The organism is Micromonospora sp. NPDC049049, from assembly GCF_040649115.1.
Taxonomy (GTDB): domain Bacteria; phylum Actinomycetota; class Actinomycetes; order Mycobacteriales; family Micromonosporaceae; genus Micromonospora.
Window position 1 is genome coordinate 1 of record NZ_JBEZEX010000019.1, and the last position, 23,242, is coordinate 23,242.

At 71.6% G+C, this 23,242-nt stretch carries 19 protein-coding genes; 9 read left to right on the forward strand and 10 right to left on the reverse strand.

What is annotated here, in order from left to right; translation table 11 throughout:
• Positions 1–110: 110 nt before the first annotated feature.
• The 5 genes from AB0B68_RS19860 to AB0B68_RS19880 all read right to left on the reverse strand — a co-directional run bounded on the left by AB0B68_RS19860 (position 111) and on the right by AB0B68_RS19880 (position 5,389).
• The gene (locus AB0B68_RS19860) at positions 111–566 is read right to left on the reverse strand and encodes a DUF4383 domain-containing protein (protein WP_355005148.1); all 456 of its coding nucleotides are present in this window, start codon (positions 564–566) and stop codon (positions 111–113) included.
• Positions 567–666: 100 nt separating this feature from the next.
• Positions 667–2,472 carry an ABC-F family ATP-binding cassette domain-containing protein gene (locus AB0B68_RS19865; protein WP_357261647.1) on the reverse strand — a complete coding sequence of 602 codons (1,806 nt, stop codon included), beginning with the start codon at positions 2,470–2,472 and terminating at the stop codon, positions 667–669.
• Between the two features lie 120 nt (positions 2,473–2,592).
• The gene (locus tag AB0B68_RS19870; protein ID WP_357208226.1) at positions 2,593–3,540 is read right to left on the reverse strand and encodes a 4-(cytidine 5'-diphospho)-2-C-methyl-D-erythritol kinase; all 948 of its coding nucleotides are present in this window, start codon (positions 3,538–3,540) and stop codon (positions 2,593–2,595) included.
• An 86-nt stretch (positions 3,541–3,626) separates the two neighbouring features.
• Complete coding sequence (gene rsmA / locus AB0B68_RS19875) at positions 3,627–4,496, reverse strand: 16S rRNA (adenine(1518)-N(6)/adenine(1519)-N(6))-dimethyltransferase RsmA (RefSeq protein ID WP_357261650.1); 870 nt, start codon at positions 4,494–4,496, stop codon at positions 3,627–3,629.
• The gene (locus AB0B68_RS19880; RefSeq protein ID WP_357206770.1) at positions 4,490–5,389 is read right to left on the reverse strand and encodes a TatD family hydrolase; all 900 of its coding nucleotides are present in this window, start codon (positions 5,387–5,389) and stop codon (positions 4,490–4,492) included. Before AB0B68_RS19880 ends, rsmA begins: the two co-directional genes overlap by 7 nt.
• A gap of 129 nt (positions 5,390–5,518) precedes the next feature.
• Here AB0B68_RS19880 and AB0B68_RS19885 point away from each other — a divergent pair, with 129 nt between their 5' ends.
• Entirely contained in the window at positions 5,519–6,766 is a 1,248-nt protein-coding gene (locus AB0B68_RS19885; RefSeq protein WP_357206772.1) for a hypothetical protein, read from the forward strand.
• A 130-nt stretch (positions 6,767–6,896) separates the two neighbouring features.
• Entirely contained in the window at positions 6,897–9,800 is a 2,904-nt protein-coding gene (locus AB0B68_RS19890; protein ID WP_357261653.1) for a hypothetical protein, read from the forward strand.
• A gap of 71 nt (positions 9,801–9,871) precedes the next feature.
• On the opposite strand, the gene metG is transcribed toward AB0B68_RS19890, so the two are convergent.
• Positions 9,872–11,674 carry a methionine--tRNA ligase gene (metG, locus tag AB0B68_RS19895; RefSeq protein WP_355005141.1) on the reverse strand — a complete coding sequence of 601 codons (1,803 nt, stop codon included), beginning with the start codon at positions 11,672–11,674 and terminating at the stop codon, positions 9,872–9,874.
• A gap of 158 nt (positions 11,675–11,832) precedes the next feature.
• On the opposite strand from metG, the gene AB0B68_RS19900 reads away from it, so the two are divergent.
• Complete coding sequence (locus AB0B68_RS19900) at positions 11,833–12,885, forward strand: hypothetical protein (protein WP_357261656.1); 1,053 nt, start codon at positions 11,833–11,835, stop codon at positions 12,883–12,885.
• 30 nt (positions 12,886–12,915) lie between these two features.
• Here AB0B68_RS19900 and rsmI read toward each other — a convergent pair whose 3' ends face one another.
• Entirely contained in the window at positions 12,916–13,764 is an 849-nt protein-coding gene (rsmI, locus tag AB0B68_RS19905) for a 16S rRNA (cytidine(1402)-2'-O)-methyltransferase (RefSeq protein ID WP_357261659.1), read from the reverse strand.
• Positions 13,765–13,895: 131 nt separating this feature from the next.
• Here rsmI and AB0B68_RS19910 point away from each other — a divergent pair, with 131 nt between their 5' ends.
• The 3 genes from AB0B68_RS19910 to AB0B68_RS19920 all read left to right on the forward strand — a co-directional run bounded on the left by AB0B68_RS19910 (position 13,896) and on the right by AB0B68_RS19920 (position 17,982).
• The gene (locus AB0B68_RS19910) at positions 13,896–15,557 is read left to right on the forward strand and encodes a phospholipid carrier-dependent glycosyltransferase (protein ID WP_357261797.1); all 1,662 of its coding nucleotides are present in this window, start codon (positions 13,896–13,898) and stop codon (positions 15,555–15,557) included.
• A gap of 365 nt (positions 15,558–15,922) precedes the next feature.
• On the forward strand, positions 15,923–17,200 hold the full coding sequence (locus AB0B68_RS19915; protein ID WP_357261662.1) for a VWA domain-containing protein: 1,278 nt from the start codon (positions 15,923–15,925) through the stop codon (positions 17,198–17,200).
• Entirely contained in the window at positions 17,200–17,982 is a 783-nt protein-coding gene (locus AB0B68_RS19920; protein ID WP_355005137.1) for a peptidase, read from the forward strand. The genes AB0B68_RS19915 and AB0B68_RS19920 overlap by 1 nt, the downstream gene beginning before the upstream one ends.
• 46 nt (positions 17,983–18,028) lie before the next feature.
• On the opposite strand, the gene AB0B68_RS19925 is transcribed toward AB0B68_RS19920, so the two are convergent.
• Entirely contained in the window at positions 18,029–18,298 is a 270-nt protein-coding gene (locus tag AB0B68_RS19925; RefSeq protein ID WP_357207537.1) for a hypothetical protein, read from the reverse strand.
• 198 nt (positions 18,299–18,496) lie between these two features.
• Here AB0B68_RS19925 and AB0B68_RS19930 point away from each other — a divergent pair, with 198 nt between their 5' ends.
• Positions 18,497–19,153, forward strand: a complete 657-nt coding sequence (locus AB0B68_RS19930; protein ID WP_357261665.1) for a 4'-phosphopantetheinyl transferase superfamily protein — start codon at positions 18,497–18,499, stop codon at positions 19,151–19,153.
• A gap of 202 nt (positions 19,154–19,355) precedes the next feature.
• Entirely contained in the window at positions 19,356–20,123 is a 768-nt protein-coding gene (locus AB0B68_RS19935) for a DUF4352 domain-containing protein (protein ID WP_357207531.1), read from the forward strand.
• A gap of 64 nt (positions 20,124–20,187) precedes the next feature.
• Here the strand turns inward: AB0B68_RS19935 and AB0B68_RS19940 are convergent, their stop codons facing one another.
• Positions 20,188–21,204, reverse strand: a complete 1,017-nt coding sequence (locus AB0B68_RS19940; RefSeq protein WP_357207528.1) for a hypothetical protein — start codon at positions 21,202–21,204, stop codon at positions 20,188–20,190.
• A 120-nt stretch (positions 21,205–21,324) separates the two neighbouring features.
• Entirely contained in the window at positions 21,325–22,410 is a 1,086-nt protein-coding gene (locus AB0B68_RS19945) for a Gfo/Idh/MocA family oxidoreductase (protein ID WP_357207525.1), read from the reverse strand.
• A 59-nt stretch (positions 22,411–22,469) separates the two neighbouring features.
• Here AB0B68_RS19945 and AB0B68_RS19950 point away from each other — a divergent pair, with 59 nt between their 5' ends.
• Entirely contained in the window at positions 22,470–23,204 is a 735-nt protein-coding gene (locus AB0B68_RS19950; protein WP_357207522.1) for a hypothetical protein, read from the forward strand.
• The last annotated feature ends 38 nt before the right edge of the window (positions 23,205–23,242 follow it).

The window sequence follows — 23,242 nt, forward strand, 5'->3', positions numbered from 1 at the left end:
TAATGCCTTGCCCTGTTCTGGTTTCCCCCCGTACCCCGCGCTCCACTGGGATCAAGCCTGACCGCCCGGAGCAGCTCGGGCTCCGGCGGAAAACCCACGACCAGAGCAGATCAGAGCACCAGACGAGCCTTCTGGAACGCCTCCGCCTCGTCATCCGTGCCGACCTTGCCGTACATGCCGACCATGAGCAGCACCAGGGCTGCCGTCATCACCACGACCACAGTGGTGATGCTGAAGTTGAAGATGTTCGCGTCGGTCCGGATGAACGCGAGACCGGCCAGGCTGACCACCATGAGGCCGTACGCCAGCCACTGGTTGATCGCCACGTCGATGTTGCGGCCGAGCGCGGTGCCGACCAGCACGACGACCCCGACCAGCACGCTGAACAGCGAGAAGCCGAGGTTGGTGCCCTGACCGAGGACCCGGGTGTCGTCCTGGGCGAGGATCTCGTTGCCGGTGCTGGCGATGATGCCGAGCACCCCGAAGACGACCAGGTACAGACCGGTCAGCCCGCCGATCGCCCGGTAGATCGGCCGCGCGGGGTGGTTGACGGGGGTGTGTGCCATGTCTGTGTCTCCAACGCCGTGGGGTAGGTGTCGCCGACGATTGTCTCGCATGTGGTGGTGTGACGCCGCACACGGGGGCCGGGCCGGCGCGCCAGGCCGGTCAGCTCTCGGGCAGGTCCTCGGCGAGGGTCATCCAGCTCTCCTCGATCCGCTCCCGTTCGGCGCGCAGATCCTTCAGCTGGGTGTCCAACTCGGCGACCCGGGCGTAGTCGGTGGCGTCCGCCGCAAGCTGATCGAGCAGCGCGGTCTCGCGCTGGTCAAGCTTGCTGAGCTGGCGCTCCAGCCGGGTCAGTTCCTTGCGGGCCTGCCGGACCTCGGCGGCGGTCATGCCGCCTCCCGAGGGAGCACCGGGTGCGGAGGTCGAGGTCACGCCCGCCCGGGGAGAGCCGGCCCGCTCGGCGGTCCGCGCGAGGTATTCGTCCACACCGCCCGGCAGGTGCACCAGTCGACCGTCGCCGAACATCCCGTACGCCGTGTCGGTGACCCGCTCGATCAGGTAACGGTCGTGGCTGGCCACGATGATCGTGCCGGGCCACGAGTCGAGCAGGTCCTCCAGCGAGGCGAGGGTGTCCGTGTCCAGGTCGTTGGTGGGCTCGTCGAAGAGCAGCACGTTGGGCTCGCCGGCCAGCAGCCGCAGCATCTGCAACCGCCGGCGCTCCCCACCGGAGAGATCACTGACCGGGGTCCAGAGCCGGCGGTCGTCGAAGCCGAACACCTCGGCGAGCTGCGAAGCGGAGACCTCCCGGTCGCCGAGCTGAACCCGGCGGGCGACATCCTCCACCGCCTCCAGCACCCGCAGGTGCCCGGGCAGCTCGGTGAGCTCCTGGGAGAGGAAAGCGGGCCGCACCGTGGAGCCGGTGCCGAGGCGACCGCCATCGGGGCGGGTGATGCCGGCGAGCATCCGCAGCAGCGTGGTCTTGCCGGCGCCGTTGGCACCGAGGATGGCGATCCGGTCGCCGGGGCCGACGAGCCAGGAGGTGTCGCGCAGGATTTCCTTCGGGCCGGCGTGCAGCTCGACGTTCTCCAGCTCGTACACCTGCTTGCCCAGGCGGGAAACCGCCATCCGCTGCAACGACATGGTGTCGCGCGCTGGCGGCACGTCGGCGATCAACGCGTTCGCGGCGTCGATGCGGAACTGCGGCTTGGAGGTCCGCGCGGGCGGGCCACGGCGCAGCCAGGCGATCTCCTTGCGGAGCAGGTTCTGCCGGCGGGCCTCGGTGGCGGCGGCGACCCGCTCGCGCTCGGCGCGGGCGAGGGTCCAGGCGGCGAAGCCACCCTCGTAGGCGCGGACGGTCTGGTCGGCGACCTCCCAGGTGTTGGTGCAGACCGCGTCCAGGAACCACCGGTCGTGGGTGACCACGACGAGGGCGCCCTTGCGGCCGACCAGGTGCCGGGCCAGCCAGTCGACCCCGCCGACGTCCAGGTGGTTGGTGGGCTCGTCGAGGATGAGCAGGTCGGAGTCGCGCACGAGCAGCGCGGCGAGCGCCACGCGGCGGCGTTCGCCACCGGACATCGGGCCGACCGGCTGGTCGAGGCCGAGGTGTGGCATGCCGAGGCCGTCGAGGATGGCCCGCACCCCGGAGTCGCCGGCCCACTCGTGCTCGGCGCCCATGCCCTCGGCGAGCCAGGCGGTGCCGAGCACCACGTCCCGGACGGTCGCCTCGGGAGCGAGGGTGAGCTGCTGCGGCAGCCAGAGCACACGCAGGTCACGGCGGTGGGTCACCCGACCGTCGTCGGGGTCCTCCTGTTTGGTGAGCAGCCGCAGCAGGGTGGACTTGCCGGCGCCGTTGAGGCCGACCACGCCGATCCGGTCGGCGTCGTCCAGGCCGAGCGAGACGTCCGTGAGCAGCCGCCCGGCGGCGCCGTACCCCTTGGACACCCGGTCCAGATTGACGATGTTCGCCACGTTCCACCCTTCATGATCAAGGCGTCCCGGTGCCGGCGGGCACCTGGACGCCTGTCCCAAGGGTACGCGGAAGCCCCGAACGCCCGCGCCGCGCGCCGGCAGCTCCGGTGGAACGGGTCGTCAGCCGACCCGGGCGCCGGCTACCGGACCGTGTGCTACCCGCGCCTCCCGGCAGACGCCCGCGGTGGTCAGCTCGGCGGCGATCCGCTCCGCGTCGGCCGCGGTGGCGGCGAGAAACACGCAGGTCGGGCCGGAGCCGGAGACGATGCCGGTGAGCGCGCCGGCCGCCTCGCCGGCCTTCAGAGTGTCGGCCAGCGCCGGGCGCATGGCCAGCGCGGCGTCCTGGAGGTCGTTGCCGAGCGTACGGGCGAGCACCCGGGGGTCACGCTGGCGCAGCGCGCCCAGCAGCGCGTCGGTGCTGCCCAGCGGGGTACCGGCGGCACCGGAGTCGCGGAGCCGATCCAGCTCCCGGTACGCGGCCGGCGTGGAGAGGCCGACGTCGGCGATCGCCACCACCCAGTGCCAGGAGGTGGCGCGGGCCAACACGGGGCTGACCGCCTCGCCCCGGCCGGTGCCCAGCGCGGTGCCACCGTAGATCAGGAACGGCACGTCCGAGCCGAGGTCGGCGGCGATGCCGGCCAGCTCGTCGCGGGACAGCCCGGTGCCCCAGAGCGCGTCGCAGGCCACCAGCGCGGCGGCCGCGTCGGCGCTGCCGCCGGCCAACCCACCGGCGAGCGGGATCTGCTTGCGCAGGTGCAGTCGGGCGTGCGGCAGCACCCCCGCGTACCCGGCGAGGGCGTGCGCGGCGCGGATCACCAGGTTGGTGTCGTCCAGGGCCAGCTCGCCGGTGCCCTCACCCTCCATGGTCAGGGCGAGGGTGTCGCCCCGGCGGGCCGTCAGCTCGTCGTAGATCGAGATGGCGTGGTAGACGGTGTTCAGCTCGTGGTAGCCATCCCGGCGCAGCGGGCCCACCCCGAGGTGCAGGTTGATCTTCGCGGGCACCCGTACCCGCACCGGGCCGATGGCTCCGCGTCGCTCGTCGTCGTCCGGTCGCCAGGCCTCGGTCACGGGGTGATGTCCCGCACGGGCAGGCGGATGTCGAACGGCTTGGCCACGATCAGCTCCTCAGCGTCCTCGGCGGGCACGGCGTCAGCCTACTTCCCGGCCGGCGTACCGACCGGGGCCGACGCGGCGATGGCGGCGAACTGCTCGACGGTCAGTGACTCCCCACGGGCGCCGGGGTCGACGCCGGCGGCGGTGAGCGCCGCGGCGGCCCGGTCCGCGCCGCCGGCCCAGCCGGCCAACGCGGCGCGCAGCGTCTTGCGCCGCTGCGCGAACGCCGCGTCCACCACGGCGAAGACCCGCTCCCGCGGTACGTCGATGCGGGGCGGCTCATGGCAGGTGAAGGCGACCAGGCCGGAGTCGACGTTGGGCACCGGCCAGAACACGTTCGGCGGCACCTTGCCGGCGCTCCGGGCCTGGGCGTACCAGGCGAGCTTCACCGACGGGATGCCGTACACCTTGGAGCCGGGACCGGCGACGAGCCGGTCGGCGACCTCCTTCTGCACCATCACCAGGCCGTGGCGCAGGGTGGGCAGCACGGCGAGCAGGTGCAGCACGACGGGCACGGCGACGTTGTAGGGCAGATTCGCCACAAGCGCCGTCGGTGCCGGGTCGCCCAGCTCGGCGGCGGCGATGCGCAGCGCGTCCGCGCGGTGCACGGTGAGCCGGGCGGCATCGCCCTCGGCGTGCCGGGCGACGGTCTCCGGCAGCGCCCCGGCGAGCACCGGGTCGATCTCCACGGCGTGCACGTGCCCGGCGACCGGCAGCAGCCCCAGGGTCAGCGAGCCGAGCCCGGGCCCCACCTCCAGGGCCACGTCGTCGGGGGTGAGGCCGGCGGCGGTCACGATCCGACGCACCGTGTTCGGGTCGTGCACGAAGTTCTGGCCCAGCTTCTTGGTGGGCGCGACGCCCAACCGGGCGGCGAGTTCCCGGATCTCCGCCGGGCCGAGCAGGCTCACCACGGGCCGAAGGCCCGCTCGCCGGTGGCGGAAATGGCCGCGCACAGCTCGTCCAGGTCGCTGCCGGTGGTCGCGGCGAGCGCGCGAACGGTGAGCGGAATCAGGTACGACGCGTTCGGCCGGCCTCGGTACGGCATCGGGGTGAGGTACGGGGCGTCGGTCTCCACCAGCATCTGATCCACCGGGGTGAGCGCGGCGGCCTCGCGTAGCGCCGTCGCGCTGCCGAAGGTGACGGTGCCGGCGAAGCTCAGCAGGTAGCCGCGGCGGACGCACTCGCTGGCGAAGTCGGCGTCGCCGGAGAAGCAGTGCAGCACCACCCGGTCGGGAGCACCCTCGTCGTCGAGGATGCGCAGCACGTCGGCGTGCGCGTCACGGTCATGGATGACAAGCGTCTTGTCGTACCGCTTGGCGATGGCGATGTGCGCCCGGAAACTGTGCTCCTGCGCGGCACGCCCCTCGTCGCCGGTCCGGAAGAAGTCCATTCCGGTCTCGCCGATCCCCCGGACCCGGTCGCGGGCGGCGAGTGACTCGATCTCCCGCAACGCCTCGTCGAGGTCGCCGAGCCGGGGTGCCTCGTTGGGGTGCAGCGCCACGGTGGCCAGCACCGCGGGGTACTCGTCGGCGATGTCCGCGCCCCACCGGGACGAGGCGACGTCCACGCCCACCTGGACCAGCCGGTCCACGCCGACCTTGGTGGCCAACGCGATGGCCACGGCGACCGGGTCGTCGGCCGGCCCGCCGCCGGGCACACCGGCCTCGCTGACCGTGATGTCCAGGTGGGTGTGGCTGTCCAGCACCGCCCGGGGCAACGACTCGGGGGCGGGCGGAAACTCTCCGGCCCGCCGGGCGGCACGCTCGCGGCGGGATTCAGTGGGCTCGCTCATCAGCGACAGCATCACACACCGGGCCTGTCCATCTGCCCGCCACCCGACGTTCACCCCGACTACGCCGCGCGACTCTACGGTCGCTCACGAGCGGACGCGACAGCGTGCGGACCTCATCCCACCGAGCAGCGAGGCGACGGCATGAGCGTCACTCCCCAGGCCGGTGGCAGCGCCGGCGAACGGACCGGACTGAACGTGGCGTTCGGTGGCGGCGTGTACCCGGCGGAGGAAATCGCCCGGGGTGCCGCGTACGAGTTGTTCAGCGCCGACGAGGTGGCCGGCTTCGAGTGGGCACCCCGCCCGGGTAGCGCCCTGCCGTGGCACCGGTTCGTGCACGTCACCGAGGTGACGGCTGTGCACGGGCTGACGGAGCCGGCCGACGAGCCAGAGACGCCGCTGCTGATGCCCGCTCACCGCGAGCGGGGTTGGGCGTACCTGCACCAGCTCAGCCAGCAGCCGGCCGCAGCGGGCGACCCGATGCTGGTGGCCGCGCGCGCGTCGGCGGTGGTCCGGCGGGGCACCCGGATGATGAAGGTGCTCTCGGCCCAGCAGCTCGCCGGCTACGTACGGGGTTGGCTGCCGCACGGCTTCTGCTACCGCGAGCACGATGTGGCGCACCTGCGTACGCCGGCGACGACGACGGTGCTGCGTACGGACGGTGACGCTGGCCGGGACGACACGGACGTGACGTACGCGCTGCGCTGGCGCGCGTCCGACCCGGGCGACTACGAGGTGCCGGTGGGCCCGGCACACCGTGGCCTGACCGCGCTGGCCGCCCGGGACCGGCTCGGCGCCCCGGTGCTCGGCACCGGCTTCGTGCCCAGCAACGGTCAGCTCATCCCGGAGTTCATCACCCGGGACTTCGCCGACCTGCCGATGCCGGCGAACGCCGCCCTCATCGCGTACCCGGCGGAGGGGATGGAGGTGGTGCTCTACACCTACCAGGCCGAGCAACGCGGGTGGCTGCGGATGGTGGGCCCGCAGTGGCGGCACCTGCTGGCCGCGGTGCCGGGACTCTCCCCGGACCAGGAGTACGTGCCGAACGCCGACGTCCCCCGCTCCACCCAGCTGGTCGGCATGTACGGCGACAGCGAGTACGAGGCGGTCGCCGACCTGCCCGGTGGGTTCCGGGTGCTGGCGATGACCCGGGCGGCCCGTTACCCGGTCGACGCGGTGGCCCGCCGGCTCCGGTTCGCCCAGTGGCGGGGGGTGCCGTGCCTGGTGCTGCGGGAGGAGGCCGGCTGGCTGCGGGTGCGCCTGCGCTACCCGAACCCGGACACCGTGGTCACGACCGGCGCGCAGTGCCAGGAACGCGGCGTCTACGAGGCCTGGGCGCCGGGCGCCGAGGTGACCGACGACCAGGTGATGGACACCCGGTACGCGATGTGACGGCTCCTCCTCCCGGGTTGGGAGAGCGAGCCGTTCGGTGTGGAAACGGGACACCACGACACTTAGATGATCATTAGGGTCGGAGCTTCCGGCGTGCTGCGCGCCGGCGTCTCTCCGGAGGTTTCCCATAGTGTTTCGTCGAAGGCTGTCAGCCGCCACCGTGGTGGTGGCCGTCGCTGCCGGCGCGCTCGTCGCGCCCAGCCCAGCGCTCGCCTACACCAACACCCAGATCCCGGCCTCGAGCTGGGCCTACACCGACTCCGCCACGCCCACTCGCGCCACCGTCAACGCCCAGACCGACGCCCCCATCGGGCGCTGGCTGGACGCCGAGGAGAACTCCCACACCTCCCGCTTCTACTTTTCCATCAGCCTGGCCGAGCTGGCCGGTAGGCAGTTGTCCGACGCGGACCTGATCGTGCGGGAGAAGAAGGTCACCGACTGCGGCAAGGCGGCAGCGGTCGAGCTGTGGCGTACCGCCGGGTTCGCCAACATCAACTCTTGGAAGAAGCCGCCGGTCGAGCAGGAGAAGCTCGGCACGATGAGCGCCGGCGGCGCCGGAGCCGAGTGTCCCGGTTCGCTCGTGCAGGACCTCACCAGCACCGTGCAGGCCGCCCTCGCGCGGGGGGAGACGCGGCTACACCTGGAGCTTCGGCTGAACGCGGAGGCCGAGCGGGACGAACGTCAGGGCCGCTGGCTGTACTACCGGCCCACGCTCAGCGTGCAGCACAACGGGCTGCCGACGATCGGCAACCTCTCCCTCTACCCGAACAAGGGCTGCGGTGACGCCACCCACCCGGTCACCGTCGGGGGCGGCTGGATCACGTTCTCGGCGAAGGCCAGTGATCCGGACCCCAACGACTGGGCCGACGTCTACTTCGCGGCCTGGCCGGTGGACCACCCGGACCAGCGCCGCGAGCGGGGTGGCAGCAGCTACGGCAGCGGCCAGGAGCACCGGACCGAGTGGGAGATGTCGAGCTATCCGCACGGCACCGTCCTGGCCTGGACGGCGCGGGCGACGGACGGCGACGGCGACTCCGGGTGGGCTCCCCTCTGCTACGTGCGGGTGGACGGGCAGGCTCCCGCCGAGGCTCCGCAGGTGAGCTCCGCCGAATACCCGGCCAACGGTGCTCCGGGTTCGGGAGGCGTCGGCGTGCCGGGCACGTTCCGCTTCGACGCGGGTGGCGACACCGACGTGACCCGCTACCGCTACGACGACCCCAACCAGGGGACGACCGTCGTGGTCGACGCACCGGCACCGGGCGCTGCGGCGACCTTCACCTGGACGCCGGAGCGCAGCGGACCGATGACCATGAGGGTGCGGTCGCTGGACGCCGTGGGCAATGCCTCCCCGCCCCGCGAGTACGAGTTCTGGGTCCGGCACACCGAGCCCAGCGTGCAGGTCGATGTGGCCGGCACCCATCTGCCCAGCACGCTCACCATGCGCTCCCCCGTCGCCGAGGTGACCTCCTTCGGCTACCGGATCGACAGCGGCGAGGAGGTGCGGGTGCCGGCGACGGAGGCTGCGGCGACGGCCACTGTCACCTTCACCGAAGCCCGCCTGTACCAGCTCGTGGTCTCGGCCTACATAGGTGACAAGCTCTCCGGATCAGGGCGCCAGTCGGTGTCCGTCAACGACGCACCGAAGGTCGAGTCGACGGACTTCGCCTGGGATCACAACGGCGTCGTCGGCGTGGAGGGGACGTTCAGCTTCCGACCCCGCACCACCGACGTGGTGGCATACCGCTACGCCTTCGGATACGACGAGGAGACGCGAATTGCCGCGGCGGCGGACGGGACGGCGTCGTTGGCGTGGACCCCGCAGGCGCCCAACTACTACCAGCTCCACGTTCGCTCGGAGCGCGCCGACGGAACGCTCTCGCAGGACACGGGGTACGAGTTCTCGGTCGTCGACAACAAGCCCACCGTCTACTCCTCGGATGTCGACGGGTCGCCGCGTCGGGACGGCCTCGGACTCCCGATGTCGTTCCATTTCAGCACGTCGATGCCCGACGTGGCGGAGTTCGTCTACCAGTTCGACGGCGAGGCCGAGCGAACGGTATCGGCGGAGTACGGTACGGCCCGTCTGACCTGGACCCCGGATCGAGCCGGTGATCGCGAGGTGACGGTCCGGTCCCGGTACACCTCTGGCCAGCTGTCTCCTCCGGCGGTGTGGCCGTTCGCGGTCTGGACCGGGCCGGTCGTCCGTTCGGCCGCCTATGAGTCGGGCAGCTCGGACGGGCGGGTGGGCAAGGAGGCCACGTTCACCTTCCAGCCGGGCCTGCCCGGTGTGCAGCGGTACACCTACCAGCTGAACTGGGGCCAGGAGCGAACCGTCGACGCTGGCGCTGACGGCATGGCCAGCGTGACGTACACCCCGAGCGAATCCGGCTACCAGACGATCGAGGTCACCAGCCACGGCGCGGACGGCACCAGGTCGCAGACCCGGACGTACGAGTTCGTGGTGAAGAGCGACCGGGTGGGCGTGGCCGGCTGGTACAGCGACTGGAGCGTAACCGGTGGCATCGGTGTGCCGGGTTCGATGACGTTCTGGACCGATCTGTACCCGGACGTCGCCGAGTACCGGTACCGACTCAACGACGGCCCCGAGCAGACGGTGGCCGCGGACCCGGACGGCACCGGCACGGGCTTCCTCCTCACCCCGGACCGGAACGGCGTGAACACCCTGTCGGTCCGTCAGCTGCTGCGCAGCGGGGAGCTGTCCCCGGCGACCGAATACCGCTTCAGGGTCGGCACCGCACCGCTGGTCACCTCGGCGGAGTACCCGGCCGGGCAGTGGAGCGGCGGCGCCGGTCAGGCCGGCAGGTTCACCTTCAGCGGGGGCACCACCGGCATTGTCGAGTTCGAGTACCAGGTCGGTGAGGACGACGCTCGGGTCGTCCCGGCCGTCGACGGCACGGCCACGGTCAGCTGGACTCCGCCTTACTGGACCAGCTACACGATGACCGTGCGGGGCCGACTGGCCAACGGCACGTGGACGGACAGTTCGTCCTACAACATCCTCGTACAGCCGTAACGCGGCCTACCCGTACGGATCGCGGCCCCGGGGGTCTACCCGGGGCCGCGGTCCGTACGGTGGCAGGGGGCTCAGTCGGCGAGCCGGGCCAGTTCCTCGTCGACGATCGACGGGTCGAGCTTGCGGAACACCGGCTTCGGCGCGGCCAGCGGGCGGCCCGCCTCGATCGACACCGACTCCCAGCGCGCGCCGACGGTGTAGTCCCCGGTCAGCACCGGGTACGCTGGGCCGCCGTCCAGGTCGTCGACCTGCTCGATCACCGGCATCGGCGCGTGCACCCCGGTGCCTCCGAGCAGCTCGTGCACCTGCTGGGCGGAGTGCGGCAGGAACGGGGTGAGCAGCGTGTTGGCATCGCTGATCACCTGAAGGGCGACGTGCAGGATGGTGCCCATCCGGGGCTTGTCCGCCTCGTCCTTGAGCTTCCAGGGCGCCTGCTCGGAGAGGTACCTGTTGGCCTCGGCGACCACCTTCATGGCCTCACCGATCGCCTGCTTCTGCCGGTGCCGGCCGATCAGGTCGCCGACGGTGGTGAACCCGGTCCGGGCGACGGCGAGCAACGCCTCGTCGGCCTCGGTGAGCCCGGCCGGGTCGACCGGCGGGATCGTCCCGAAGTTCTTCGCGGCCATCGAGACGCACCGGTTGACCAGATTGCCCCAACCGGCGACCAACTCGTCGTTGTTGCGGCGCAGGAACTCGGCCCAGGTGAAGTCGGTGTCGTTGCTCTCCGGGCCGGCGGCGGCGATGAAGTAGCGCAGCGCGTCGGCGTCGTAGCGCTCCAGGAAGTCGCGAACGTAGATGACCACCTTGCGGGACGAGGAGAACTTGCGCCCCTCCATGGTCAGGTACTCGCTCGAAACCACCTCGGTGGGCAGGTTGAGCCGACCCAGCTCGCCCGGCTCACCGTCGCGGGAGCCCTCACCGGAGTAGCCGGAGAGCAGCGCCGGCCAGATCACCGAGTGGAAGACGATGTTGTCCTTGCCCATGAAGTAGTAGGACCGGGCGTCCTTGCCCGCGCCGTCGGCGGACCAGTACTTCCGCCACGCGTCCGGGTCGCCGGAGCGACGGGCCCATTCGATCGAGGCGGACAGGTAGCCGATCACCGCGTCGAACCACACGTAGATCCGCTTGTCCGACCGGTCGCGCCAGCCGTCGAGCGGGATCGGTACGCCCCACTCCAGGTCACGGGTGATCGCCCGGGGCTGGAGGTCGTCGAGCAGGTTGCGGGAGAACCGCAGCACGTTGGGCCGCCACCCCTCGCGGGTGTCCAACCACTGCCGCAGCACCTCGGCCAGGGCCGGCAGGTCCAGGAAGAAGTGCTCGGTCTCGACGAACTTCGGAGTCTCTCCGTTGATCCGCGACTTCGGGTTGATCAGGTCGATCGGGTCGAGTTGGTTGCCGCAGTTGTCGCACTGGTCACCGCGGGCGCTGTCGTACCCGCAGATCGGGCAGGTGCCCTCGATGTAACGGTCGGGCAGGGTGCGCCCGGTGGACGGGGAGATCGCGCCCATGGTGGTCTTCGGCACGATGTAACCGTTGCGGTACATCCCCTCGAACAACTCCTGCACCACCGCGTAGTGGTTGCGGGTGGTGGTGCGGGTGAACAGGTCGTACGAGAGACCGAGGCCGTGCAGGTCCTCGACGATCACCCTGTTGTACCGGTCGGCCAGCTCGCGCGGGGTCACCCCGTCGGCGTCGGCCTGCACCTGGATCGGGGTGCCGTGCTCGTCGGTGCCGGAGACCATGAGCACGTCGTGGCCGGCCATCCGCATGTACCGGGCGAAGACGTCGGAGGGAACGCCGAAACCGGAGACGTGGCCGATGTGGCGGGGGCCGTTGGCGTACGGCCAGGCCACTGCCGCGAGAACGTGACTCATGAGCAGTGAGCCTAGTGACCCGTCCGGGGCGTTCGCGAACCAATAGGGGGTGCCCGACCGGCGGACCGGGCCGACCACCTCGCCCGTTGGTCCGATTTGTCGTCGACACGCGGCTCACCTGCCCGTTTCACCTCCTGGTGCGGTGTGCAATGAACGTCGTGACGGGCAGAGGAGCGGCGCGGGACCACGAGGACCCTCCCACCGGGTCGGCGGTCGGCGGCGACCCGGGGCCCGGGCCCGCCGCGTCCCGGGTCGCCGGGGTCGCGCCGCAGCCCCGGCTCGTTTCCACCGCCGACCCGGGTGCGCTGCGGCCCACCCCGGCGGGCAGGTCCGCCGCAGCGGCCCGCCCCGCGCCGGCGGCGCCGTCACCCACACCGACTCGTCCGACCCCGGGGGCACCCGTACCCAGCCCGGCCCGGCCCGGCTCGTCGGGCCCGCCGGCCGACTCGGCGCCGGCCGGCGCGGAGCCCGTCGAGGTGGAGCCCACCACCGGCGCGCCGGTGGACGCGGTGCCGCGTCGGGTGCCGGTCCGGCAGCAGGGCCACCGGCAGCGCGGCCAAGGTCCCGACGGCGACCCGCCGGAGGACGACGGTGGCGCTTTCTGGGCGCCGATCGAGCAGGTGCACTGGGACGGCACCCCGATTCGCAAGGACGCGGCACCGGCGCGGTTCCGCGGCTTCCGGCTGGCGCGGCGCCGGGCACCTCACCGCACGCCACTGCCGCCGGACCCGCTGCCCGGGCTCGCCGCGCTGGTGGTGCTGAGCCTGGTCACGGCCTTTTTCGCCTGGGTCAGCGCCGGCCCGTTCTGGCTCGCGGTCGGGCACGCCCGGACCGGCACCGTGGTGATCGACGGCTGCTCCGGCGACGGTCTCACCCTGCGCTGCCGGGGGATCTTCACGGCCGAGGAAGGGCGGTTCATCACCCATGGTGTCCGGGTCAGTGGCGTGCCCGCCGAGGGGAGCACGGCCGGCACCGTGCTGCCGGCACGGATGACCGGCCCGGACAGCGGTACCGCGTACGCGGACGTCGGCGTGGGCCGGCACCTGCGGTGGCTGCCCGGTCTGCTGGTGGTGCTGGCCTGCGCCGCCGGCATCGTCCGGTTGACCGGGTCGGCCCGGCTGCCCGGTCGCCGGCACCGCCGCTGGGCCGTGGCCGCCGCCGTCGCCGGCCCCACACTGATCACCGTCGGCTTCCTGATCGCCGCGTGGTGACCCGGTCGTCCGGCGAGCCGGACCACTCGATCAGCTGTGCACGACCGTGTAGACGTCCCGACGGCGCAGCGCGTACTCGGTGGCGACGTCGGTGATGGCGTCCCGGCGGGACCGGCCGGCGGCCTCCCGCTCGGCGACGGCGGCGCGAAGGGTGTCGTCGTCGGGGCGTTCGGCAGCGGTCACCGGGGCTCCGGCCACCACCAGGGTGATCTCTCCACGCGGGTCCCCCTCGGTGGCCCACCGGGCCAGCTCGCCGAGGGGGCGGCGGAGCACCTCCTCGTAGGTCTTGGTGAGTTCGCGGCAGAGCGCGGCCGGCCGGTCCGCCCCGAACGTGTCGGCCAGGTCGGTGAGCGTCGCCCCGATCCGGTGCGGGGCCTCGAAGAAGACCAGGGTGCGCTCCTCGGCGGCGAGGGCGCGCAACCGGGACCGACGGCCACCGGGGGTGCGCGGCAGGAAACCCTCGAAGCAGAACCTGTCGCAGGGCAGCCCGGAGACGGCCAGCGCTGTGGTGACCGCGCTGGGCCCGGGGGCGACGGTGACCGGCGCACCGACATCCAACGTGGCACGGACCAGCCGGTAGCCGGGGTCGGAGACGCTGGGCATCCCGCCGTCGGTGACCAGCGCCACCACGTACCCGCTGAGGATGACCTCGACCAGTTCGGGGGTGCGCCGCTCCTCGTTGCCCTCGAAGTAGGAGACGATTCGACCGCCGACGGTGAGATCGAGATCGCGGGCCAGCCGGGTGAGCCGTCGGGTGTCCTCGGCGGCGACCACGTCGGCGCTGATCAACACCTCCCGGAGTCGGGCCGAGGCGTCGGCGGGGTTGCCGAGCGGGGCACCGAGCAGAATCAGGCGCCCAACTTCGGACATTTCACCCACGAATTCGTCTCCTTCATTGCAGGGAATACCGGTATCAGGGACGACGGACGCCACCGGACACCTTGGCAGCCTACGATCGCCGGGTGACGAGTGCGTCGACAGCGCAGACCCCGAGCGCAGATCCGGACAAGATGATCCAGGCGACGGGCGAGCCCAGCGCCACCCAGGAGCCGACGGCACCGAGCGCCGAGGGCGGCGGGGTGGTCGCCGTGGTCCGGCGACGGTTCGCCACCGTCGACACCCAGGCGGACAGGTTCTCCTGGCTGGCCACAGCAGTGGTGGTGGCCATCGCGGCGATCGTGCGCTTCGTCGGGCTGTCCAGCCCGAAGGGCAAGATCTTCGACGAGACGTACTACGCCAAGGACGCCTACGGCCTGATCTCCCGTGGCGTGGAGTGGAACTACAAGGACAACGTCCCGTCGTACGTGGTGCACCCCCCGCTGGGCAAATGGTTGATCGGCGTCGGCGAGTGGGCCTTCGGCTACCAGGACGCGGATTCGAAGGTGTCCGTTCCCGGTCACCTGATGACCACCGCACCGGAGTTCGGCTGGCGATTCTCGGCGGCGGTGATCGGCACGCTGTCGGTGCTGCTGCTGGTCCGCATCGGTCGGCGGATGTTCCGCTCGACGGTGCTCGGCTGCGCGGCCGGTCTGCTGCTCGCCCTGGACGGTTTCCACCTGGTGCTGTCCCGGGCGGCCCTGCTCGACATCTTCCTGCTGTTCTTCGTGCTGGCGGCGTTCGGCGCACTGGTTCTCGATCGGGACGCCCGCCGTCGACGCTGGGCACGGGCCCTGGACGACGGGCTCGATCCGAGCCAGCGGGGCCGGGCCGGGCGCCCGCCGACCGGTTGGCGTACCTGGCCGTGGTGGCGGCTGGCGGCCGGGGTGCTGATCGGCTGCGCCTGCGCGGTGAAGTGGAGCGCCCTGTACTTCGTGCCGGCCTTCGCGCTGCTGGTGCTCTTCTGGGAGGTCGGCGTCCGCCGCTCGGCGGGGGTCCGCCGGCCCTGGCGGGACACGCTCGTCGACGAGCTGCCCTGGCTGGTGCTCGCCGGCGTGCTGATGGTGGGCACCTACCTCGCCACCTGGTCGGGCTGGCTGCTCACCGACGACGGTTACTACCGGCTCGCGTCGGCCTACCCGAGCGCACCCCTCAGCGACCGCCCGTTCATCGGCCCGCTGATCAACCTCTTCGAATACCACCGCGCGGCGTACGGCTTCCACGCCCAGCTTGACGACGCGCACAAGTACCAGTCGTGGCCGTGGCAGTGGCTGCTGTTGGGCCGGCCGGTGGCGTTCCACTACGCCGGTGACGGCGTCTGCGGTGCGGCGAGCTGCGCTTCGGAGATTCTGCTGCTCGGCACCCCGCTGCTCTGGTGGTCGTTCCTGCCGGCCCTGGTGGCGCTGGCCTGGCTGGGGTTGGCCCGTCGGGACTGGCGGGCCGGCGCGATCCTGCTCACCGTGGCCGCCGGGCTGCTGCCGTGGTTCTGGTTCGCTCTCGACGGCCGGACGATGTTCTCGTTCTACGCCGCGCCGGCGGTGCCGTTCCTGGTGCTGGCCGTGGTGTACGTGCTGGGCGCGCTGATCGCGCCCGCCGGGGGTGACGTGGGTGCGGTGACGCCGCTGGTGCCCGGTGACCCGGCTTATGAGCGCCGGCTGGTGGGCAGCATCGCGGCGGGAGCGTACGTGCTGCTGGTTGCGCTCTGCTTCGCGTACTTCTATCCGATTTTTGTCGGTCGGGTGATTCCGTACTCGGACTGGCTGTCCCGGATGTGGCTCGACGGTCGGTGGATATAAGCATCGACAGGCGACGCGCCGCACAGCGCGACGGAAGAAGGGCCCGCACGCCGAAGCGTGCGGGCCCTTCTTGACAAAGACGCGCGCCCCGATCGCCTGCCACGGGGGAAGCGGGCGATTGGGGCGCGCATGAAGAGCTTAACCACCGCGCACCACCGGCACAACGGGTCGACTTGGGTCAGATTTCCGACGGAGGCTGGCCGAGTCGACCACTTCCCTCTCAGAGTTGACCGAGGGTGACCCGGCATGGACCCTGAGCGCGGGTGCTGCCGATCAGAGGCGAACTCCGACGTGGGTGGCGTCGCCGTTTCCGCGCGCCCGCACCCAAACGATCATCCAAAGTGGATCTCACTACACTGCGGGTCGTGATCAACTTCAGACGATCGACGGCGGTCCTTATCGGACTGTTGGCGACCACCGCGCTGACCGGCCCGGCACAGGCCGACGAGGAGCCGGCGCCCGAGCCGCCCCGGGTCGAGCTGGTGCTCGACGTCAGCGGGTCGATGCGCGCCGCCGACATCGACGGACGCACCCGGATCTCGGTCGCCCAGCAGGCATTCAACGAGGTGGTTGACGCGCTGCCCGAGGAGACACAGCTCGGCATCCGGGTGCTCGGCGCGACCTATCGCGGCAAGGACAAGAAGGTCGGTTGCCAGGACACCCAGCAGATCGTGCCGGTCGGGCCGGTGAACCGGTCCGCCGCCAAGGCGGCGGTGGCGACACTTCGGCCGACCGGGTTCACTCCGGTCGGGCTTGCGCTGCGCTCCGCCGCGCAGGACCTGGGCGCCGGGGCCACCACCCGGCGGATCGTGCTGATCACCGACGGCGAGGACACCTGCGCTCCACCGGACCCGTGCGAGGTGGCCCGGGAACTGGCCGCCCAGGGCACCAGCCTGGTCGTCGACACCCTCGGCCTGGCCCCCGACGACAAGGTTCGCCGGCAACTGCTCTGCATCGCCAGCGCCACCGGCGGGACCTACACCGCCGCGCAGAGCGCCGAGGAGCTGACCGACCGGATCAAACAGCTCGTCGAGCGGGCCGGAGACACGCACACCCGAGCCCCGACAGTTGTCGGCGGCACGAGCGCGTGCGACTCGGCGCCACTGCTCGCCCCCGGCGTCTACGCCGACCGGGAAGCGTTCTCCGAGCATCGCTACTACCGGGTGCCGATCCGCCCCGGGCAGGAGCTGCGAGCTTCGGTGAGCATGGCGCTGGACCGGGCCGTCAACCGGGACTACGGGGTGCTGCTGCGGGCCACCGCGGCCGACGGCCGGGAACTCGTCCGCGGCGCGGACGCCGGCAGCGGGCGGGCCGACGTGCTCTCCGCCGGGCTGCGCTGGTCGGCCACCGCCGACGACGAGGATGCCGCCGAGACCGAGCAGAGCGCCGCGCCGGTCATCGAACCCACCACCGTCTGCCTGGTGGTCAGCAATTCGTTCGCCCCGCGTCCCGGCACCGCGGCCACCCCGGGCATGCCGGTGGAGTTGACCATCGACGTGGTCGCCGCCGCACCCGCACCGGACGGACCGGACCTCGGCCGGGGCTGGGTGCTGCTCGCACTGCTCACCATCGCCGGTCTGCTCACCGGCCTGATCGCCGGTCTGCTCACCCGCTGGTGGGTCGCCACCTGGAGGGAGAACTGATGCGTACCGCACTGTTCCGGTCGATGGCGGCGCTGCTCGCCGCCGGCACGGCCGCTCTGCTCCCCACCGCGGCCGCCGCCGCACCAACCCCCTCCCCGGGTGCCACGCCGGTGAACCGTGCCGGCACGTCGTTCCTCACCGCCACCCCGATCACCGCCGGACAACCGGTACGGGTGGACGCCTCGATCGGCGATCACCTCTACTGGTCGTTCCCGGCGACGGCCGGGCAGGTGCACGAGATCAGCGCCACCGTCACCTTCCCGAAGGGACGCAGCGGCGCCTCCACCTGGACGGTGGACGTCTTCGACGGGCTGCGCCGACGCCAGGCGTGCACGGCGGGGGCCCAGACCCCGACAGTGGACGCGAAGGCGTCGAACGTGGTGCTGGGTTGCACGCTGCGCGAGGTGCGGCCGTGGGCGGAGCCCTGGTCGGCCGACCCACTGCCCGGCACGTACGTCGTCCGACTCTCGGTGATCGAGCTGCCGGAGCCGGATCTGGGTGCGCCGATCGACGTCGACCTGCTGGTGGGCACCATCGCCGACCGGGGCGCCTCGGCTGACGACGGCGAACTGGCCGCCCCGCTGGTGCCGAACACCAAGGCCGGCACGGTGCTCAACGCCGTACCCCCGGTGGACGCGGAGGCCGACGACGAGAGCGGCTCGCTGACGGACTGGTTGCCGGATCTCGGCTCGCGCTGGGTCTGGACCGGCATCGGCGGCGCGCTCGCCGCGGTGGCCGGCGTGTTCGGATTCGCGCTGACCCGACGCCCTCGACGTCGCTGAGACGCCTCCTCTGGTGGCCCCGCCCAGCGGCGAGGCCACCAGAGCGTCAGCGCCGCCGGGAGCCGCGCGGCAACCAGCCGATGAACCTGTCCTGGAGCGACATCACCGGGGCTGCGCGCAGATCCTCGGTGGCGGCGGCGAGGCAGGAGCCCAGATAGACGCTGAGCATGGCGCGGTCACCTCCGTACTCCGCCAGCAGCCGGGTGCGCTTCGTCGCGCACGGCCACTCGTCACCGCAGGAGCCGCAGCTCCAGCAGGGGGTCTTCGGGGCGTGTTCGTCGGCCCGCACCCCCGGCCGTTCCAGACCATCGGTCATCGCACGTCCTTCCAGATGTCCACGGGACTGGCGGCTGCCGTGCCGGCCAGCATTGATGGTGGTCCCCCCGGAGCCATCAGGGAGAGCGCTGCGCGTCCCTCCGGTGTTACATCTTTGCGGTACCTTCGTCCGTCGTGGGAGTCGGAAATTTGACGGTTAATTTGATGCGTCATTCCTACCGACCAGTAGGTCACCGGAATGCGTGACCTGCTGCCATCGACGGTCGCCGTCGCCGTCGCCGGGCCGGAGGACTGGACGGGCGAGTTGCTCCCCGCTGAGCAGGCATGCCTTGGCGAGCGGGCGGTGCAGACCCGTCGGCGGGACTTTGCCGCGGGCAGGATTTGCGCCCGCAGGGCACTGCGCGACCTCGGCCTGCCGTCGACCGCCGTGCCGGCCGCCGCCGACCGCGCGCCGGTCTGGCCGGCCGGGATCGTCGGCAGCATCACCCACACCGCCGGCTACTGCGCCGCTGCGGCGGCGCACACCACCGACGTCCGGTCCGTCGGGATGGACGCCGAGCAGCACCGCGAGGTCAATCCGGGAGTACGCCGACTCGTGCTGCTGCCCGAGGAGGAGGCCATCTGCGCCCGGCTGCCCAGCGGCACCTACTGGCCGATCGTGCTGTTCAGCGCGAAGGAGACCGTCTACAAGGTGTGGCATCCGGTCGTCCGCGGCTGGTTGGACTTCCACGACGCCCAACTCGACATCGATCCGGATGCCGGCACGTTCACTGCCCGGATCGCACCGGCCCGGGTGGACGCGGCGGGGGTCGACGACCCACCGGCATCGATCAGCGGCCGATTCGTGATCGCCGACGGGCTGGTCCGCACCGCCGCCGTGCTTCCGGCACGTTGACCTTGCCCGGTTACTCATAGCGATGAATGGAATACCGATCCACATTGGCTATGGGTGACCAGTTGAACACCGTCCACGCTGGCCAGATGGGTTTTGCATCCTTGCGGTGGGAAGCCCTCCGGCGTGGCGATTGGACGCTCCGCCACCCACGGTAACGTCGAAGAGTTCCCGCACCGCACGTACCGAAGCGTCAAGGAGTACGGTGACCCACCCCCAGCCTCGCGTCACGCCGCACGACCCCCGACAGCCGAACCCGCAGCCGCCGACCCGCTCGTTCGCGGCGACACCGCAGCCGCCGTTCTCGGGGGCTGCGTACCCGGCGGCGGGCGGGAACACGGGCGATGGCGGCGGATATCGGGCACCCGGCGGCTCCGGCTACCCGATCATCGCACCACCACCGGCGCTGACGGACCGCGCCAAGAAGTCCGTCGTGGTCGTCGCGGTCACCGCGGCCGTACTCACCCTGCTCACCTGCGCCGGCGGCATCGTGGCGGTCGTCATCGGCACCAAGGGCACCTCGACCACGGTGAGCGAGGCACAGGCCACCCCGCCGACCCCGCCGACGAGCGGCGACACCCGCGGGATGTCGCCGGGCGACACCCTGGTCGTCAACCGCGAGGCCGGCACCGTCGAGATCACCGTGACGAAGTTCAGCAGCGCCACCAAACCCTGCAAGTCCCACGGACTGAAGCCCGGCGAGGGCATGTACGTGATCGCCGACGTGACGGTGGCTGTCACCAAGGGCACCGCGTCGACGAACCCGCTCTACTTCCAGTGGGTCGCCGCCGACGGCACCAAGACCACAGCGATCGGTGGAGCCTTCTCCGGCTGTGGCAAACCGATGCCGGCCGTGGACGACCTGACCGCCGGCACCAGAAGCACCGGCAGCGTGGTGTTCGACGTGCACGACACCTCCGGCGCGCTGGAGTACCACGACCAGTTCCAGACCGCCGGTTCCTGGAAGCCGTGACGCGCTGACACGACGTGGGGCCGACCCGTCCGGGCCGGCCCCACGCGGTGGGTGATTCGGCGGGTCAGCAGCCCGTCCAGCGCACCGGGGTCACCCGGTCGGCCAGGACGTTCCGGAACCCGACGATGGTGCCCGAGTCGGAGATGGACCGCGCACCGACGACCGCCCCGGTGCCGCCGCCCGGCAGGACCCGGGAGGTGGAGCCCCTGGCAACGCGGTCACCACCCACCACGACGCCCTTGGCGTTGACGTCGGTCAGTGCCGGCATTTCCTGGTCGAGCAACGTGTGCGAGCCGTTCCGAAGGTCCCACCGCACCCTGGCCGAGGTGGTGCCGTTCAGCCAGGCCTGACCGATCGCCCAGCGGCCCGCCGCCGCGCCGGCCGTGCTCCACTCGGCACCGGGGAACGTGAGCGCGTCGATCCTTCCGTTCGGTCGGCGGACCCAGCTGTTCCAGTCTCCGAAGGGTCCGGCGCTACCGACGATCGTCCCGTTGTCGGTGATCCCACCCGCCTGCGCGTCGACCGGGGCGTCGAGCACCTCCACAGTGCCCGGACGGGCGGCCGGCCAGCGCAGCGCGACCAGTTGCCCGGGGACGATGTCCGAGCCGTAGCCGACGATGTCGCCGGCATCGTTGATGGCGCTGACGAAGATGCCGGTGGACGGCAGCACCGGCAACTGCTCGAGCTTGCCGTTGCGGTACCTCCACGGCTGCCCGTAGCCGCTCTCCGCCGATCCGTTGCCGATCACGACGCCGTCGGCGTTGATGTCGACGGGGGTGTCCGTGCTCTTCGACTCCAGTTCGGTGACCCGCTGCCCGTCCCAGAACAGCAGCAGGTACTGGTTGTCGGTCTCACCGACCCGCAGCGCGGTGCCCGCGACGTAGCGCCCCGTCGGGTCGACCGCGTTCGCGTCGGCCCGATAGGTGTCGGTCGGGTACGGCAGCGTGCTGATCTTGCAGGTGCGGGGGGTCGCCCCGCTGGGCGCGGCGGTCGCCGTAGCGGAGACGGCGACCCCGAGAGAGGTGGCCAGCAGACCGGTCGCGGTGGCTGCGAGCATCCGGCGTCGAGTGCTTCGGTTCATCCTTGCTCCCCGTGTGGGGCCCGGGTACTCCCAGGCATCTGATTGATACCTGGCTTCACAGGTGAGCTGGCTGCACGGTTGCGCACTGTCAGCCAAGAGACAACAGCGAAACCGCCGGAGTTACCGCCCCCATGCCTCGGTGGCGGTGACGACCGGGCGGCCGGTGCGTACCGACTCCTCGACGGCGAGGCTGATCAGGTGGTCCTGGCAGGCTTCGGCAAGCGGGTACGGAGCCGGGCCCTCCTCCCGCGCCCACGCCCCGGCACGGGCGACGATGTCGGCCACCGCGATGTCGTCGTCGGACATCCCGCTGCCGACGAACGGGTTGCGGTAGACGACGTCGCCGTCGAAGCTGATGTGCTTGAGGTCGAGCCCTTCCAGGTTGAGGTCGAGACCGGTCTGCCGCCGGGTCAGGAACGACTCCACCGGCGTGCTCGGGTCGATCAGGCGGACCACCCGGTCGTCCACCAACTCACCGCGCGAGCCCCGGACCACCAACCGGCGGGTGCGCAGCGGGTTCCACCACTGGTTGTCGGTGAAGTCGTACAACCCCATCCGCCCGCCGAAGTCGATGGTCGCGAGGGTGGTGGAGAGCTGCTGCGGGGTGTCGTCGCCGCTCCAGCCGGCCGGCGAGAGCGGGTTGGCCAGCGGCGCGACGAAGGCGCGCGCGCTCACCTCGGCGCTCTCGTGACCGACGCCGAGCAGGCCCCGGATCAGTGACACCGCGTGGTACAGGTGGGTCGAGGAGATCTGGACCGAGGTCGGCTCACCGAGCACCCCGGAGCGGACCAACGCCAGCCGCGCCGCGTGCCCGGGCATCAGGAGGTACTGCTCGGCGACCTGCACCAGGCCACTGCCTCCGACGTCGGCCCAGAGCGAGCGCAGACCCGCCAGGTCGTGGGCGGGCGGCGTCTCGGCGAGCACCGGTACGCCGGCCGCGACCAGCTCCCGGGTCGCCTCGGGCGTCACCGGCCACGGCACCGACACGATGACGAAGTCCGGCCGCTCGTGGGCGAGCATCTCGGCTGTCGTGCGGAAGGTCGACACGCCCCAGCCGGCCGTCACGGCGGCTCCCCGTGATTCGGTCCGCGTCACCACCCCGGTCACCCGGAAACTGTCGGGGAGCAGCCGGGCCAGGCGTAGGAAGAACTCACCTCGCCAGCCGCTGCCGATGATGCCGAACCGGGTCTGGGCCACCGAAGTCATCTGGGCTCCTCACGTAGAGGTCCGGATGCTAACCGTTCCACTTCGCTACGGTTGCGCTGATGAACACCGAGCCGTTGCGGGCCGTACCCGTGCTGGTGCCCGACGCGGGACCGCCCCTGGACTACTACCTGGTCCTACCTCGACCCGACGACAGCGGCCCGGTCACCACTGTGGACGGGATCGTCGTCGAGGAGTTCACCCGCCACCACGACTTCACCACGACGGGGCTGGACAGCGCCGCCTGGACACCGGAGGCCGGCTGGTGGAGTTCCGCCGCGCTGAGCCGCGCCATGCGTACCGACCCCGAGGTGCTGACACGGGTGCTCCCCACCTCCCGCCGTGAGGCCGAGGACGTCAACCGCGCGCTCGGTGGCGGGCAACTGCCGGCCGAGGCGGTGCTTCGCAGGCACTTCCTCGACCATCAACCGATCGCCACCGCCCCGCCGCTGCGGCTCGGCCCGGCGCAGCCACCGGCCGGCTTCCACGAGCGGCGGGTGTACCGCGTCCTCTTCGCCAAGGATCTCCGCGCCGAGCAGGTGGCGAGCCTCCGGACGGCCTGGCGGACACCGGCGGGCGGCACTGTCGCGTCCGCCGCGAGTGGTCGTCTCGACGAGCACGGTGACCGGTTCACCTGGGATCTGCGCCGCGTCGGCCACTCCCTCGCCTGGTCTCTCGACGTGACCGCGCTGCTGAGGACCGACGCCACCGCGGCGCTCGGCTCGACCCTGTCCGAGCTGACGAACGTCTTGCGCCAGCACGGCCTGATACCGGTGACGACCGAACGCTTCGCCTAGGTGGTTCAACCCCGGGTCGTCACGACCTGGCGTTGGGT